The sequence below is a fragment of the Pseudomonas sp. MF6394 genome (assembly GCF_002018845.1).
GTDB classification, from domain to species: Bacteria; Pseudomonadota; Gammaproteobacteria; order Pseudomonadales; family Pseudomonadaceae; genus Aquipseudomonas; species Aquipseudomonas lactis.
The window spans coordinates 17812-32705 of record NZ_MVOJ01000009.1 but is presented as its reverse complement, the minus strand read 5'-3'; the positions used below and the strand labels follow the sequence as shown (position 1 = coordinate 32705).

At 58.4% G+C, this 14894-nt stretch carries 17 protein-coding genes; 12 read left to right on the top strand and 5 right to left on the bottom strand.

Going from position 1 to position 14894, the window contains the following annotated elements; translation table 11 throughout:
• Positions 1–11: 11 nt before the first annotated feature.
• Complete coding sequence (metG, locus tag MF6394_RS11670; RefSeq protein ID WP_032893312.1) at positions 12–2063, bottom strand: methionine--tRNA ligase; 2052 nt, start codon at positions 2061–2063, stop codon at positions 12–14.
• A 172-nt stretch (positions 2064–2235) separates the two neighbouring features.
• Between metG and apbC the strand changes: the two genes are divergently transcribed.
• On the top strand, positions 2236–3330 hold the full coding sequence (apbC, locus tag MF6394_RS11665) for an iron-sulfur cluster carrier protein ApbC (protein WP_044272168.1): 1095 nt from the start codon (positions 2236–2238) through the stop codon (positions 3328–3330).
• Positions 3331–3855: 525 nt separating this feature from the next.
• On the opposite strand, the gene fdxA is transcribed toward apbC, so the two are convergent.
• The 4 genes from fdxA to MF6394_RS11650 form a co-directional block, all read right to left on the bottom strand.
• Positions 3856–4179, bottom strand: coding sequence for a ferredoxin FdxA (gene fdxA / locus MF6394_RS11660; protein ID WP_003172109.1), 324 nt, complete (start codon positions 4177–4179; stop codon positions 3856–3858).
• Positions 4180–4321: 142 nt separating this feature from the next.
• Complete coding sequence (gene mutS / locus MF6394_RS11655; RefSeq protein ID WP_078466714.1) at positions 4322–6913, bottom strand: DNA mismatch repair protein MutS; 2592 nt, start codon at positions 6911–6913, stop codon at positions 4322–4324.
• A gap of 185 nt (positions 6914–7098) precedes the next feature.
• On the bottom strand, positions 7099–7266 hold the full coding sequence (locus tag MF6394_RS34275; protein WP_005785379.1) for a hypothetical protein: 168 nt from the start codon (positions 7264–7266) through the stop codon (positions 7099–7101).
• Entirely contained in the window at positions 7266–7988 is a 723-nt protein-coding gene (locus tag MF6394_RS11650) for a zeta toxin family protein (RefSeq protein WP_078466762.1), read from the bottom strand. Before MF6394_RS11650 ends, MF6394_RS34275 begins: the two co-directional genes overlap by 1 nt.
• Before the next feature lie 177 nt (positions 7989–8165).
• Between MF6394_RS11650 and MF6394_RS11645 the strand changes: the two genes are divergently transcribed.
• From MF6394_RS11645 to MF6394_RS34270, 11 genes are all read left to right on the top strand, one after another.
• Entirely contained in the window at positions 8166–8909 is a 744-nt protein-coding gene (locus MF6394_RS11645) for a LexA family transcriptional regulator (protein WP_169855582.1), read from the top strand.
• A gap of 590 nt (positions 8910–9499) precedes the next feature.
• Positions 9500–9838, top strand: a complete 339-nt coding sequence (locus MF6394_RS11640) for a phage holin family protein (protein WP_003189007.1) — start codon at positions 9500–9502, stop codon at positions 9836–9838.
• Positions 9839–9861: 23 nt separating this feature from the next.
• On the top strand, positions 9862–10377 hold the full coding sequence (locus MF6394_RS11635; RefSeq protein ID WP_078466713.1) for a hypothetical protein: 516 nt from the start codon (positions 9862–9864) through the stop codon (positions 10375–10377).
• A gap of 3 nt (positions 10378–10380) precedes the next feature.
• Positions 10381–10992: a phage baseplate assembly protein V gene (locus MF6394_RS11630; RefSeq protein ID WP_078466712.1), complete on the top strand. Its 612-nt coding sequence runs from the start codon at positions 10381–10383 to the stop codon at positions 10990–10992.
• A gap of 9 nt (positions 10993–11001) precedes the next feature.
• Positions 11002–11334, top strand: coding sequence for a phage baseplate protein (locus tag MF6394_RS11625; protein WP_044272184.1), 333 nt, complete (start codon positions 11002–11004; stop codon positions 11332–11334).
• Positions 11331–12326 carry a baseplate J/gp47 family protein gene (locus tag MF6394_RS11620; RefSeq protein ID WP_047712706.1) on the top strand — a complete coding sequence of 332 codons (996 nt, stop codon included), beginning with the start codon at positions 11331–11333 and terminating at the stop codon, positions 12324–12326. Before MF6394_RS11625 ends, MF6394_RS11620 begins: the two co-directional genes overlap by 4 nt.
• Positions 12323–12961 carry a phage tail protein I gene (locus tag MF6394_RS11615; RefSeq protein WP_078466711.1) on the top strand — a complete coding sequence of 213 codons (639 nt, stop codon included), beginning with the start codon at positions 12323–12325 and terminating at the stop codon, positions 12959–12961. The genes MF6394_RS11620 and MF6394_RS11615 overlap by 4 nt, the downstream gene beginning before the upstream one ends.
• Positions 12958–13488 carry a tail fiber protein gene (locus tag MF6394_RS11610; protein ID WP_044272189.1) on the top strand — a complete coding sequence of 177 codons (531 nt, stop codon included), beginning with the start codon at positions 12958–12960 and terminating at the stop codon, positions 13486–13488. Before MF6394_RS11615 ends, MF6394_RS11610 begins: the two co-directional genes overlap by 4 nt.
• Positions 13489–13535: 47 nt before the next feature.
• A complete protein-coding gene (locus MF6394_RS11605) occupies positions 13536–14318 on the top strand; it encodes a phage tail protein (RefSeq protein WP_069557386.1) in 783 nt (260 codons plus the stop codon).
• An 11-nt stretch (positions 14319–14329) separates the two neighbouring features.
• Positions 14330–14632 carry a hypothetical protein gene (locus MF6394_RS11600; RefSeq protein WP_078466709.1) on the top strand — a complete coding sequence of 101 codons (303 nt, stop codon included), beginning with the start codon at positions 14330–14332 and terminating at the stop codon, positions 14630–14632.
• An 87-nt stretch (positions 14633–14719) separates the two neighbouring features.
• Positions 14720–14893 carry a hypothetical protein gene (locus MF6394_RS34270; RefSeq protein WP_003189022.1) on the top strand — a complete coding sequence of 58 codons (174 nt, stop codon included), beginning with the start codon at positions 14720–14722 and terminating at the stop codon, positions 14891–14893.
• The last annotated feature ends 1 nt before the right edge of the window (position 14894 follow it).

The window sequence follows — 14894 nt, the reverse complement described above, 5'->3', positions numbered from 1 at the left end:
TTTTGCAGAGGTTACTTGATGCGTTGACCCGGCTTGGCGCCGCTGTCCGGGCTCAGCAGGTAGATTTCTTCGCCGCCAGGGCCGGCCGCCATCACCATGCCTTCGGAAATGCCGAACTTCATTTTCCGTGGCTTGAGGTTGGCGATCATCATGGTCAGGCGGCCATCGAGCTTGGACGGGTCCGGGTAAGCGCTCTTGATGCCGGAAAACACGTTGCGCTGTTCGTCGCCGATATCCAGCGTCAGGCGCAGCAGCTTGTCGGCACCTTCCACGGCTTCGGCTTTGATGATCAGTGCCACGCGCAAATCCACGGCGGCAAAGGCGTCGAAATCGATTTCCGGGGAAATCGGGTCCTTGGCCAGCTCGCCATTACCCGCCGGCGCAGATTGGCCGGTATCGGTCTGGCTGGCCACCAGATCTTCTTTCGAAGCGTCGGTCATGGCCTGGACTTTCACCGGGTCAATACGGGTCATCAAGGGCTTGAACGCGTTCAACTGATGATTACCGAGCAAGGTGGTGTGATCGTTCCAGCTCAACGGCGCCACATTGAGGAACGCCTCGGCATCGGCGGCCAGCAACGGCAGCACCGGCTTGAGGAAGATCACCAACTGACGGAACAGGTTGACGCCGGTGGCGCAGATCGCCTGGACTTCAGCCTCCTTGCCTTCCTGCTTGTTCAGCGACCACGGTGCCTTGTCGGCGATCCAGGCGTTGGCACGGTCGGCCAGGCCCATGATCTCGCGCATGGCACGGGCAAAGTCGCGGGCTTCATAAGCGTCGGCGATGCTCGGTGCGGCGGCCAGGAAGGCGTCGGTCAACTCCGGTGCGGCGTTCTCGGCTACCAGTACACCGGCGTTGCCCTTGTGGATAAACCCGGCACAACGGCTGGCGATGTTGACGACTTTGCCCACCAGGTCCGAGTTGACCTTCTGTACGAAGTCTTCCAGGTTCAGGTCCAGGTCGTCCACACCACGGCCCAGCTTGGACGCGTAGTAATAGCGCAGGTATTCCGGCGACAGGTGGTCCAGGTAGGTGCGCGCCTTGATAAAGGTGCCACGGGACTTGGACATTTTCTGGCCGTTGACCGTCAGGTAGCCGTGTACGGCGATGCCTGTCGGCTTGCGGTAGCCCGAGCCTTCAAGCATTGCCGGCCAGAACAGCGCGTGGAAGTTGACGATGTCCTTGCCGATGAAGTGGTACAGCTCGGCGGTGGAGTCCTTGCCCCAGAACGCGTCGAAGTCCAACTCTGGGGTGCGATCGCACAGGTTCTTGAAGCTGGCCATGTAGCCTATCGGCGCGTCCAGCCACACATAGAAGTACTTGCCCGGCTCGCCCGGAATTTCGAAGCCGAAGTACGGCGCGTCGCGGGAGATGTCCCACTGCTGCAGGCCACTGTCGAGCCATTCGGAGAGTTTGTTGGCCACGGCGTCCTGCAAGGTGCCGCTGCGCGTCCAGGTTTGCAGCATTTGCTGGAAATCCGGCAGCTTGAAGAAGAAGTGCTGCGAGTCCTTGAGCACCGGCGTGGCGCCGGAGATCGCTGATTTGGGATCCTTCAAGTCAGTCGGTGCGTAGGTCGCGCCGCATTTTTCGCAGTTGTCGCCGTACTGGTCTTCGGTGCCGCATTTCGGGCAGGTGCCCTTGATGAAGCGGTCGGCCAGGAACATTTTCTTTTCCGGGTCGAAATACTGGGTCACCGAACGTTGGTCGATGTGCCCGGCTTCTTTCAACCGCAGGTAGATCTGGCTCGACAGCTCGCGGTTTTCGTCGGAGTGAGTCGAGTGGAAGTTGTCGAAGTCCACCAGGAACTCGGCAAAGTCGGCGCTGTGTTCAGCCTGCACATTGGCGATCAGTTGTTCCGGGGTGATGCCTTCCTTTTCGGCGCGCAGCATGATGGCCGAACCGTGGGCGTCGTCCGCGCAGACATAAATGCATTGATTGCCGCGATGCTTCTGGAAGCGCACCCACATATCGGTCTGGATGTACTCAAGCATATGGCCAAGATGGATGGAACCATTGGCATAGGGCAGGGCGCTGGTGACGAGGATCTTGCGTGGCTCGGACATGGGGCTCGGCTACTTGATGAAACGGAGGTCGGCCACTATAAAGCGCCGGGAAATTTATTTCACCCCGTGACGCTGTTTCAGAATCTTCCGGAACCTCGAAAGCGTGCCGTTCAACCGTCGGAACGGTTAGGATAGCCGCCTGTTTCAGTCAGTCTTTTTTCGGGAGTAGCCCATGAGCGCCGTCAATCGCGCAGCGGTGGAAGCCGTTCTTCGCCAGTACACCGACCCCTATTTGAACCAGGACCCGGTCAGTGCCGGTTGTGTGCGCAACATCGAGGTCCAGGGCGACCAGGTGTCGGTACAGATGCAACTGGGTTATGCCGCAGGTTTGTTCAAGCGCGGTTGGGCGCAGATGCTGCAAATGGCCATTGAAGGCATTGATGGCGTGGGATCGGCCAAGGTCGAGATCCAGTGCGTGATCGCCCCGCACAAGGCCCAGGCGCAGATCCCGGGCCTGGCCAACGTCAAGAACGTGGTGGCGGTAGCCTCTGGAAAGGGCGGCGTGGGCAAATCCACCACTGCGGCCAACCTGGCTTTGGCCCTGGCCCGTGAAGGCGCGCGGGTGGGGATTCTCGACGCCGATATCTACGGCCCAAGCCAGGGCGTGATGTTCGGCATCGCCGAAGGCACACGGCCGAAGGTCAAGGATCAGAAATGGTTTGTGCCCATCGAGTCGCTGGGTGTGGAAGTGATGTCCATGGCGTTTCTCACCGATGACAACACGCCGATGGTCTGGCGCGGGCCGATGGTCTCGGGTGCGTTGCTGCAACTGGTCACACAAACGGCGTGGGGCGACCTTGACTACCTGGTGATCGACATGCCGCCAGGCACCGGTGATATCCAACTGACCCTGGCGCAGAAAGTCCCGGTGGCCGGTGCGGTGATTGTCACCACGCCCCAGGACTTGGCGCTGCTGGATGCCCGCAAAGGTGTGGAGATGTTCCGCAAGGTCAACATCCCGGTGCTGGGCGTTGTGGAAAACATGGCGGTGCATATCTGTTCCAACTGCGGGCATGCCGAGCATCTGTTCGGTGAGGGCGGGGGCGAGAAGCTCGCTACTCAGTATGGCGTTGAACTGTTGGCATCTTTGCCATTGGCGATGGAGATTCGTGAGCAGGCCGATGGTGGCAAACCTACCGTCGCGGCCGAGGCTGATGGGCAGATCGCGATGATCTATCAGGAGTTGGCCCGTCATGTGGGTGCGCGGATTGTATTGCAGGAAGCGGCGGCGCCGGGGATGCCGACCATTACCGTGAGCGACGATTGATTAGGCTGTAACGGATACACGCGAAAAGTCTGACGACCAGTGGTGCTCTCGGGTTTTTCGCGAGCGAGCTCGCTCCTACAGGTGGGGCGCCAATAGGGCTTGTTGCTACTTTGCGTAATGCGCGTGTAAGCATTCGCTTACTTTTTCGTAAGTGTTTGGTTTTTTTGGCGGTTGCGTACGTCTTGAAATGACGAAGCTATTATCTATATTATTGAAATATAACGATTATTTTCGCGAGTGAGAGCGGTAGAGTTTGTCAGACCGCTGAGGGCATCGCGTTGAACTTCCCTCGGAACGCTCTAACATCAGCCCTGTGTCCACGGATTGGCACAGCCATCAAGGAACGATGGTTTGAAGGAACGTCGCAGGATGCGATTCATCAGGATGATGAAAAGGAATACAGGGACTAGGGAAAAAATGTGGGCGGGTCATACCGCCCCTTTTTTTGCCTGTAGAAAAGTAAACGCAGGCACCCGAACGCAAAAAAGGCCCTCAAGGGGCCTTTTTTTGTTGGGCAGCGGCGCTTTAGCGCTCTAGTTGCTCAATTTTGTTGGGCTTGCCATCCCATTCAGCAGCATCCGGCATCGGATCTTTGCGCTCGGTGATGTTTGGCCACACTTCGGCCAGCTCGACGTTCAATTGAATGAACTGCTCCATGCCCGCAGGCACTTCGTCCTCGGAGAAAATCGCGACGGCCGGGCATTCTGGTTCACACAGGGCGCAGTCGATGCACTCATCCGGGTGGATAACCAGGAAATTCGGGCCTTCGTAGAAGCAGTCCACCGGACAGACTTCTACGCAGTCGGTGTACTTGCACTTGATGCAGTTGTCGGTGACGACGAAGGTCATTTCTAATTTTCTCCTCAGGCGGCGGCAGCGAAACCCCTTATGGTGGGGTTCGCGAGGTTTGAGAGCGATAGTCTGCGGACCAGGCTAAAAGCCCGCAGCATCCCAAACCGCGCGAGATTCTATCAGCTTGCAAGCGTCTGCGTTATATCCGAGTCTTCAGTGCATATAACATTTCGAGCGCTTTACGCGGCGTCAAGTCATCCAGGTCAAGCTTTGCCAACTCATCCAGCACCGGATGGGGCAGGCTGGCGAACATATCGCTCTGATGCGGCGCGGCAGGTTTCTTGCTGGTCTTGGCAGGGCTGGTGACCACGGTTTCATGGGGCAGCGCCGTGGTTTCCAGGCGGCTTAGGTGTTCACGGGCACGGGTGATCACCTCGTTCGGCACACCGGCCAACTGCGCCACGGCCAGGCCGTAGCTCTGGCTTGCCGGCCCTGGCAGCACATGGTGAAGGAACACGATGCGCTCGTTGTGCTCAGTGGCATTGAGATGCACGTTGGCCACCAGCGGCTCGCTTTCCGGCAGCACCGTCAGCTCGAAGTAGTGCGTGGCAAACAGCGTGTACGCACGCAAATGCGCCAAGCGTTCAGCCGCCGCCCAGGCCAGGGACAGGCCGTCGAAGGTGCTGGTGCCGCGGCCCACTTCGTCCATCAGCACCAGGCTGCGTTCGGTGGCGTTGTGCAGGATGTTGGCGGTCTCGCTCATTTCCACCATAAAGGTCGAACGGCCACCGGCCAGGTCATCGCTGGAGCCGATCCGTGTGAAAATACGGTCCACCAAGGATAATTCGCAACTGGCTGCCGGTACGAAGCTGCCGATATGCGCCAACAACACGATCAACGCGGTCTGGCGCATGTAGGTGGATTTACCGCCCATGTTCGGACCGGTGATCACCAGCATGCGAGTATCGTCGTCCAGTGACAGGTCGTTGGCGACGAAAGGCGTGGTCAGCACTTGCTCCACTACCGGGTGACGGCCTTGCACGATGCGCATGCACGGTTCGCTGACAAACCGTGGGCAATTGAGGTCGAGGTTCAGCGCACGTTCGGCGAGGTTGCTCAGTACATCCAGTTCCGCCAGGGCGGCGGCGGTGTCTTGCAACGGCGCCAGGCGGCTGATCAAGTCCTCCAGCAAGGCTTCGTAGAGCATCTTTTCCCGCGCCAGGGCGCGGCTTTTGGCCGACAGCGCCTTGTCTTCGAACGCTTTGAGCTCGGGGGTGATAAAACGCTCGGCGCCTTTGAGCGTCTGGCGACGTTGATAATCGATAGGCGCCGACTCGGCCTGTTTGCTCGGCAGCTCAATAAAGTAGCCATGCACGCGGTTGTAGCCGACTTTCAGGTTAGCCAGGCCGGTGCGGGCTTTTTCGCGGGCTTCCAGGTCGATCAGGAACTGCCCGGCGTTTTCGCTCAGCGATTGCAGCTCATCCAGCTCGCTGTCATAGCCGGTTTTCAACACGCCGCCGTCACGAATGATCGCCGGTGGGTTGTCGATGATGGCCTTTTCTAGCAGCGCTGCGAGGTCCGGGTAAGTGCCGGCGGTGACGGCAAGCTGTTGCAGGTGCGGTGTGTCCAGTTCGGTCATTGCCACTTGCAGCTGTGGCAGGGCGCTCAGGGCATCACGCAAGCGCGCCAGGTCACGGGGCCGCGCATTGCGCAGGCCGATCCGTGCCAGGATGCGCTCGATATCGCCAATCTCTTTGAGTTGCGGCTGCAATTTTTCAAAGCGGTAGCCGTCCAGCAGGCAGGTAATGGAAGACTGGCGCGCTTGCAGCACCGTTAAATCCCGCAGCGGACGGTTCAACCAACGGGTCAGCAAACGGCTGCCCATGGCGGTCTGGCAACGGTCCACCACCGATTGCAGGGTGTTATCACGCCCACCGGCCAGGTTGGTATCCAGCTCCAGGTTGCGACGGCTGGCGCCATCGAGCACCACGGTATCGTCCAGACGCTCATGGCGCAGGCTGCGCAAATGTGGCAGGGCAGTACGCTGGGTTTCCTTGGCGTAGCTGAGCAAGCAGCCTGCGGCGCCGATGGCCAGGGTCAGCGTCTCGCAACCAAAGCCTTTAAGGTCCTGCACCGAGAACTGCTGGCAAAGACTTTTCAGCGCCGAATCGCGCTCAAAATCCCACGGCGCACGACGCTTGGTCCCACGACGTTTCTCTGCCGGCAAGTCCTTGGGCCAATCATCCGGAATCAACAACTCCACCGGATTGATCCGCTCCAGCTCCGCCAGCAGGTTCTCCCAGCCCTTGATCTCCAGCACGCTGAAATTGCCGCTGGTGATATCCAGCACCGACAGGCCAAACAAACGCTCATCGCCCAACACCGCCGCAATCAGGTTATCGCGACGCTCATCCAGCAACGCCTCATCACTCACCGTACCCGGCGTAATAATGCGCACCACCTGACGTTCCACCGGCCCTTTACTCGTGGCCGGGTCGCCGATCTGCTCACAGATCACCACCGACTCGCCCAGCTTCACCAGCTTGACCAGGTAGCCTTCCAGCGAGTGATAAGGAATCCCACACATCGGAATCGACTGCCCCGCCGACTGCCCGCGCGCGGTCAGGGTAATGTCCAGCAGCTTGGCGGCCTTCTTCGCGTCTTCATAGAAGATCTCGTAGAAGTCGCCCATGCGATAGAACATCAACTGATCAGGGTGCTGGTTTTTCAGGCGCCAGTACTGCTGCATCATCGGGGTGTGGGAGGACAGATCGGAGGTGTTTTTACTCATTGGGTAATAGGCAAATTCGTTGAAAGTGATGGGGCAAAGGGGGCGCTTGGCCCAGCATTTTTTGCGATGGCGGCAAGGTTAACACGCGAGGTGGCGGGTTCGCAGGTTGCAAACGGCTAGGTAAAACGCAAATTAACCCAATAAAAAGCCCGGCACAGGGCCGGGCTTCGAAAGGCGGTGTGCAATCAAGCTCTTTTCGCTTCTGCCTTCATCATCACGAGATTCTGCTGCTTGGTCGCTTCAGTCAGAACCTCACTGTAGACGCGCTTTTTCTGCTCGGATTTTGCGTCACGGATAAAGTCGGCAAAGGAGCTTTTTGCGCCTTTGGACAAGCCCAGCTTGATCGATATCATCAACGCGCTCCTGATGGTGGCCCGAGCTTAGCCGCTAGATCGGCCCGTGTATGCTGCTCGGGAATATGGTAGTCAATTTTGTCGACACCTGCTTTGTAAAGTCGTCCAGAGTTGTCGATATGCTTGATGAGCAAATCCACGTGAACGTCGCCTCCGTACTCTAGCTTAAGGGCGTTCACTACGTCACGTGCCGCAAAGTACTGCTCGATGAAATGCTCTTTACGAATTCTCCGACCTTCGGCCTCCTCGCGAGCGTTCACGAAATCCCAAGCAAGCATGGGGTTTTGATACACATACAAGATCTGTACGAATCTGCCCTTTTTCAATGAGCGTTCCACATTGCTTCTAGCTATTTTTAGATTCGAAAAGGTGCCATCGAGCAGGAAGGATTGTCGTTGATCCAATGCGAGGTCGACGATTTTTTCGACCAAAATAGATACGCTTGGTTGAAACAGCCACGAGTTCGCCCCCTGATACGCTGCAAACTCCTTGCGAAGCTCATCGGGGTCGATCCTTAGGATGGGGGTGTCGGCGAACAGGTTCACGAGAGCGATTGAGGCCTCGGTTTTTCCTGCTCCGGGTGATCCTGCCATGAAGACGGACACCGGCGACTCTTCTGATGGATAGATAGCTTTGTCTGTCAGCCGTTTGGCAATTGATTTTTTATTTGAGCGGGCAAAGCGCAGTGCTTCTTCTGAAATATCAATCTCTGCCGGTGTCATCCTCCCTGCTTCGGGAAATGCGGTCTGTTCCATTAAACATCCCCATCTGTTTCGGTGGTGAGGTAGAGACTATCACGCGATTCCAGCTCCTTTACTGGCCGAAACGTCACGTAATGCATCCGTTTTATGTATAGATATGCAAATTAGCATTTGCCAACCCCAAAAACTCCCGTCACTATCCGCGCTATGCAAAAACGCAACGTTTCTATCGTCTTAAGAGAACTGCTGGACCGCGACCGGATCTCCCCCACGGAGCTTCACCGGCGCACTGGCGTGCCTCAATCCACACTGTCCCGGATCCTCAGCGGCAAGATCGTTGATCCGTCGGATAAACACATCTCCCGTATCGCCGAGTATTTCCGCGTGAGCACTGATTACCTGCGCGGGCGCGCAGCAGTGGGCGCTTTGCGCGATGACGGGCGCGACCCGATGCATTCGGAACTCAAGGACATAAGCCTGTGGGACGACGATACCCCCGTTAATGATGACGAGGTGTCGATCCCCTTTCTGCGCGAGGTTGAATTGGCTGCTGGATCAGGAAGATTCGTCATCGAGGAAAGCGAGAAGGCCAGCCTGCGGTTCGGCAAGCGCAGCCTGCGGCATAACGGTGTGCAGTTCGACCAGGCCAAGTGCGTGACGGTGCGCGGCAACAGTATGTTGCCGGTGTTGCGCGACGGCGCCACGGTGGGGGTGAATGCCGGCAAGAGCGGCATTGGCGATATTGTGGATGGCGACCTGTATGCCATCAATCACAACGGCCAGTTGCGGGTTAAACAGCTCTACCGCCTGCCTTCCGGCATTCGCCTGCGCAGCTTCAACCGTGATGAGCACCCCGATGAGGACTACAGCTTCCAGGAGATCCAGGATGAGCAGATCAGTATCCTCGGTCATGTTTTCTGGTGGGGCATGTACGCCCGCTAACCTCCACGCGTAAGAAGAAACCCGCCCATGTGCGGGTTTTTTTTCGCCCCTAGAAAACCGGCCAAGCCCAAGCCCGTAAGGCTTTCAATGCATCAATGCATTTTAATAGCAAAAATAAATGCATCTATGCATTGACTGTATATGCATACATGCATATTCTTCATCCCAAGCCAGCCAACAAGGCCTGGTGGAGGCAGCAAGGATGCTGCCAAGGAAGACAAGGAAGGCACGCAACATCGGCAAGGACGCCATCGAAGCGATGGCAGGGATGCCAGGCAACACCGGCAAGGATGCCGACGCTCTTTAGTTTCAACGCTTCAACAACAGGCAGCGATGAACCGGCCTTAACGGTTCAGAGGGTTGGCAACTGACCCGGGTGTGCAGCGTAAAGCACCAGAAGCAGTTATCCGGCAGACAGGGATCGTGGTCGGAAAAACATTGAGGAAAGGACCGTACCGCGCCAGTAGCGCCGAAAGTCCGAGGACATCATTACTGAAAAGCCCGGGCGACCGGGCTTTTTGGAATGCCTACCTATCCAAGCATTTGTAAATGAAATACGGACTATTTATTGCTCAGCCAGGAGGCGTGACATGACAAATGAACAGCAAGCGTTAGCGGAAATGCCTATCTGGCTGGTGATCGTATTGGCGGTGATCGGCGGGGTCTCAGGTGAAATGTGGCGCGCCGATAAAGAGGGCGCACGTGGCTGGTCGCTGATCCGCCGTCTGGCCCTGCGTTCCGGGGCATGCATGGTCTGCGGGGTGTCGGCCTTGATGCTGTGCTACGCCGCCGGCATGTCGATCTGGACCGCCGGCGCCATTGGTTGCCTGACCGCCATGGCCGGTGCCGACGTGGCCATCGGCCTTTATGAGCGATGGGCGGCCAAGCGCATCGGGATCAACCAAGGCTCCGGCCAGGACCCGCACTAATCGTTGCAAGGACGCGACTTAAAATGACGTTTATCGAAAAGCCATCCCAACTGCCCCAAACCATCGGCACGGCGCTGCATGCGGCCTTCCCGGACATCAAGGTTGGCAGTCACCAGGACTTTCAAGGCGATGCTGAACAAACCGGCGTAATGGTTACGGTCGAAGGCAATGGCCCGGGCATTCGCTCCCGTGAAGGGCGCAAGGCCCACGTTCTGGCCATTTCACTCAGGGCCATGGTCGCCCCCGGTGCATTGCCGTTCGATGCCTGCGACCTGGCCAGCCAACTGATGGACCTGGTGCTGGATAACCGTTGGAACCTACCCCAGGCACAGTGCGATTTGCCGGCGAATATCGTCGCTGCGCCCGCTGTGCGCACTTCCGTGCAAACGGACTACGACACCTGGACGGTTTCCTTCACGCAAACCCTCTATCTGGGGCCGGCGTTACTCGACGATCCCACAGGCCAGCCGCTATTTGCCTGCACCTGGGACGTCTCCAACATCGACGACCCGGCCCAATACAAGCCACTGGCGGAGTAGCCCATGTTCGACGCGCTGTTACGCATGCAATTGGGACCGATCGTCGAACGCCTGGCCGAGATGGAGTCCCAGCTCGAGGACCTCTACCGCCGCGCCGAGAGCTTTTGTCGGATCGGTATTTGCCAGCAGGTCGATGCGGCCAGCAACACCTGCAAGGTCAGCCACGGTGACCTGCTCACCCCGGCGATCCGTTTTTTCAACCCCAGTGCCGGTGCACAAACCGAAACCCGCATTCCCACGGTGGGTGAGCAATGCCTGCTGCTCAACTACGGCGGGGGAGAAGGCGGTGTGCAATCCGTGGCTCTGTTCGGCCTCAACAGTGATCGCTTCCCGCCGGTCTCCAGCGTTGCGACGCTGACCCGGCGCCGACATCAAGACGGCACCCAAAGCGAATACGACGACGCCAGCCACACCTTTAACTGGGTCAACGGCCCCACCACCTTCAGCGGTTCCCGCGAACAGGTTGACGTCAAAGTCGGCGCCGCCAGCCTGACCCTCAGCGCCCAGGGCATCACCCTGCAAGTCGGCGGCACCAGCCTGTTGCTGGATGCCGGCGGCGCGCACTTCAGCGGCCCGGTGGTGGACCATCAAGGACGCGTCATCAGCCCCCGATAAGGACACCCCATGCTCGGAATCGATAGGAACACCGGGGCGGCCGTCGACGACTGGCTGCAATTTGTGCAGCGCGCCACCCGAGCGCTGACCACCCCCATCGGAACGCGGCAAAAGCGCCCGTTGTACGGCTCGCTGATCCCACAGTTGCTCGGCCAGAACCTCGGCGACGACCTGTTGATCCTCGCCCAGAGCCACGCCGCGCAGGCCTTCTACAACACCCACAACGGTATCGGCGACTTCGACCCTCAGGTCATCGTCGCCACTCGCCAAGGCGCCGGCCTGCTGTTGCGGTTTGCCGGCACCTGGAAAAACCGCCAACAATCCTTCGAGGTCGTGACATGAGCATGCTGATCCCCGGCCAGAACCAACTGGCGGAACCGGCCATCATTAAGGTCGATGAGTTCGAACCGTTGCTGGCCGAATTCAAAGCGTTTGTCATCGACTATGTCGCCACCCGCGCGCCGCAAAGCGCAGCCAAACTCCAGGTCAGCCTCGACAACGAAAGCGAACTGCTGACCCTGGCCCTGGAAGCCTTTTGCGTGCGTCTGCAAACCCATGAGCGCAAATACAACGCCCGCATCAAGCAGATGCTGGCGTGGTGGGCCACCGGCAGCAACCTCGATGCGCGCCTGGCCGATATGGGCCTGGAACGCCAAGTACTCGACCCAGGCGACCCGGCCGCGTTCCCGCCGGTGCCGCCCACCTTGGAAAGCGACGACGACGCCCGCCTGCGCTACTACCTGGCACCCCACGCCCCAGCGGCGGGCTCGCGCATGCAGTATCGCCGCGAAGTGTTCACCTTGGGCGAGCGCCCAGCAGTGAAAGTACAAAGCGCGACGCCCGGTGTGGTCACGGTCACCTACACCTTCGACCCCGACGGCTACGCAGCCCAGGTCAAGGACGGCAACGCTCGCCGCACCGCACCGGGTGAAGTCATGGTCACCGTGCTTTCCAGGGAAGGCGACGGCACGCCATCTATCGACTTGCTTGACGGCGTACGTCGACATTTCGCACGGCCAGATGTAAGGCCGGAAACCGATCTAGTCAGCGTCCAAGGCGCGCAGATTCAACCCTATAAAATTCGTGTGGTGGCCAAGATCAACGCCGGCCCGGACTCGGGGCTGACCCAAGTGGCGGCGCAGAAACTGCTGCAAGACTACGCAGAGTCCTGCCACCGCCTCGAAGGGCGGGTGGACCCCAGCTGGATCGACTACGCCATCCACAGTGCCGGCGCTGCGCAACTGCACATCCTCGAACCGCTGGCGCCGATTGTCAGTACCGCGTTCCAGGCCCCGTATTGCACGGGCGTCGAGGTGGAGGTGCGCACGCTATGAGTGAACCCAAGGCGAGTTTGCTGCCCGCCAACAGCTCACCGCTGGAAAAGGCGTTGGACCTGGGCTTCGGCAGATTGCTTGAGCGCGTCACCCCGCCGTTTCCGGCGCTGATGAACCCGCTGTACGCCCCCAGCGAATTCCTGCCTTACCTGGCCGCCGACCGCGGCGTCAGCGAATGGGATGCCGAGGCCAGCGAAGCGGAAAAGCGCCTGACCGTAGCCTTGTCCTGGCAGATCCAGCGCCAGGCCGGCACACCCAAGGCACTGAGCCATGCGGTGGAATCATTGGGCTTCACGCCCAATATCAGCGCCTGGTACCAGCAACGTCCGCTCGGCGTGCCTTACACCTTCGACGTGCAGGCGATCATCGGGCGCAGTTGGTCCAGCGGCGACCACAACCGGCTGATCCGCCGCATCAACGCGGCAAAAAGTGAGCGCGATCAGGCGACGATCACCATCGTGCATGAGACCGAAGGCCAACTCGCGCTCACGCAAGTGCTCGACGCGCCTTTAAGCGACGGCGAGTTCTATCTGAACGGCGCGTTGCCGGAATTGGCGCTGGTGGCTCGGCTCAACAGTGCCGGGGTTGCCCAGCACTACACCATTAACGATTACGACCTCAGGGCGCAGCCATGACAGATGAAATCACGCGCCTGGTGCGCTTCACCTCCAAAGGTTTGGATGAAGTGCTGCAGGCAAAGAACCAGGGCCTCAAAGGCGAAATCACCCACATCGGCGCCGGCACCGGCCGCTACAACCCCGACGGCACGGAAGTGGCCTTGCGTGACGAGCGCCAACGGGTGGCCATCGTCGATTACGAAGACCTGGGCGAACGCCAACTCAGGATGGCTGCGCTGTTTGACGGCGACGGCGAGTATGAGATTGGCGAGTTCGGGTTTTACCTCGCCAGTGGGACGTTGCTGGCGGTGTATTCCGTGGCGGGGAAGTTGCTGACGTATAAAGCGGCGGCGGCAAGAGTGCTGCAGAAGTTTACGCTGGATGTTTCGCCGTTGCCGGCGGATAGCGTGACGATTGTGGTGGGGAGTGAGAACTTGAATCTGTTGTTGGCGGAGGAGATCGCGATTATGGCCGCGGCTTCGGTTGGCAATATGTCCCGCCACGTTGATTTGATGTTTCGGGTTATGCATCTTGAAGCGAAGTAGTAGCACTGACAAAAGTGCTGGAAAGATTAACTGACAGGGAGTTGATGATGGGACTTGAAACGACTATCACGAAAGTTGTGGATGCATGTAATAAGCTTACGGAGACGGTTACCAACCAAATTGGGAAGATTGATGCGCGGGTAGAGGCCGCTTCGAGTCAGTTTACTGCTTGGCGTAATAGTGTGCAGGCTAAGGATATTAATGGTCGTGCGCTTTATAAACAGGATATTGACCTCACTGGATTGTCCACCGAGGTGTTTTATCCTGTTTGGTGGACTATGCCTGGTAACGAGGCGGGTGAAACAGAAATTACCGTCTCGCGGGTATTTTATCGAGACAGTGACAAAGCACCCTTCGGTGAGGGGATTTATCACATCGCTGGCTTGAACTTGCAACTCGAGGGCGTCGGGTATATATGGAACGGTGATGCTAACTTCCTAGCTATCAAGCGCATCTCCCAGACTTACCGTGAAACGGTGAGAGGTGTTTCGTTTGGCATGGTTTGTACAGCACGTGCCGTTACTGGGCTCAAGCCCATGTACTTGGGTTTGGTCGCTGGACAACTAACGAATGCTCCGCAGTTTTCTGGGATGTACCTGAGGGGTGGGCTGAGCTATACCATCACCAAAACATTTGATTATCCTGTTAATTACAGCAAGTTAGACACTGAAGTGACTATGAAGGATGACGTTAACGCCGATTGGGAAGTTCGTTGGGCGGTGAAACCTTATTCCTTGGCTCAGGCAGAGGTTGCGCTCGGTAAAACCCTCGAAGAGAAGCGTTTGGCTTATTCCCACGATAACGACATTCGCTATACCGCCAAGGTTTAAGGAGTGATCAAATGACTTTGTTTATCGAAAAGTTGGTAACCCCTGCGGGCGACTCGTTGATCAACGTACCCGCCAGCCCGCAGACCCTCAAAGGTCTGGGCTTTAGCGATGAGGCCGCTCAGACGCTGATCGAGAACGCCACGGCCGCAGCCGCACTCGCTAGCACTATTGCTGCCCGCCGTTCTGCCTATGTCAGCGAAGCTGACCCGATGTACCTCGAATGGCAATTCGACGGTACGGCTGAGAAGGAAAAAGAATGGCGAGCCAAAGTAGCCGAAATCAAGGCGCGCTACCCCTTGCCAGAAGAAAAGTAACCCCCACCGCGAAAGCGGTTTTTTTTCGCCTCCCCAAAGCCCCTCCCCGCAGGGGCTTTTGCGTTTCCCACCCGGAGATTTTCACCCATGCCCACCCGCCAAACCTACACCGTCCTCATCCCATTCCCCATCGGCAACGGCCATTGGTCCACCGCTGGCGAGGAGCTGGAACTGCTCGACGTCGAAGCATCCGCCCTGCGCACCGCCGGCCGCCTGGAACTGACCAGCGTCCTCAACTCCACCCCCAAGAAGGCTGAATAAC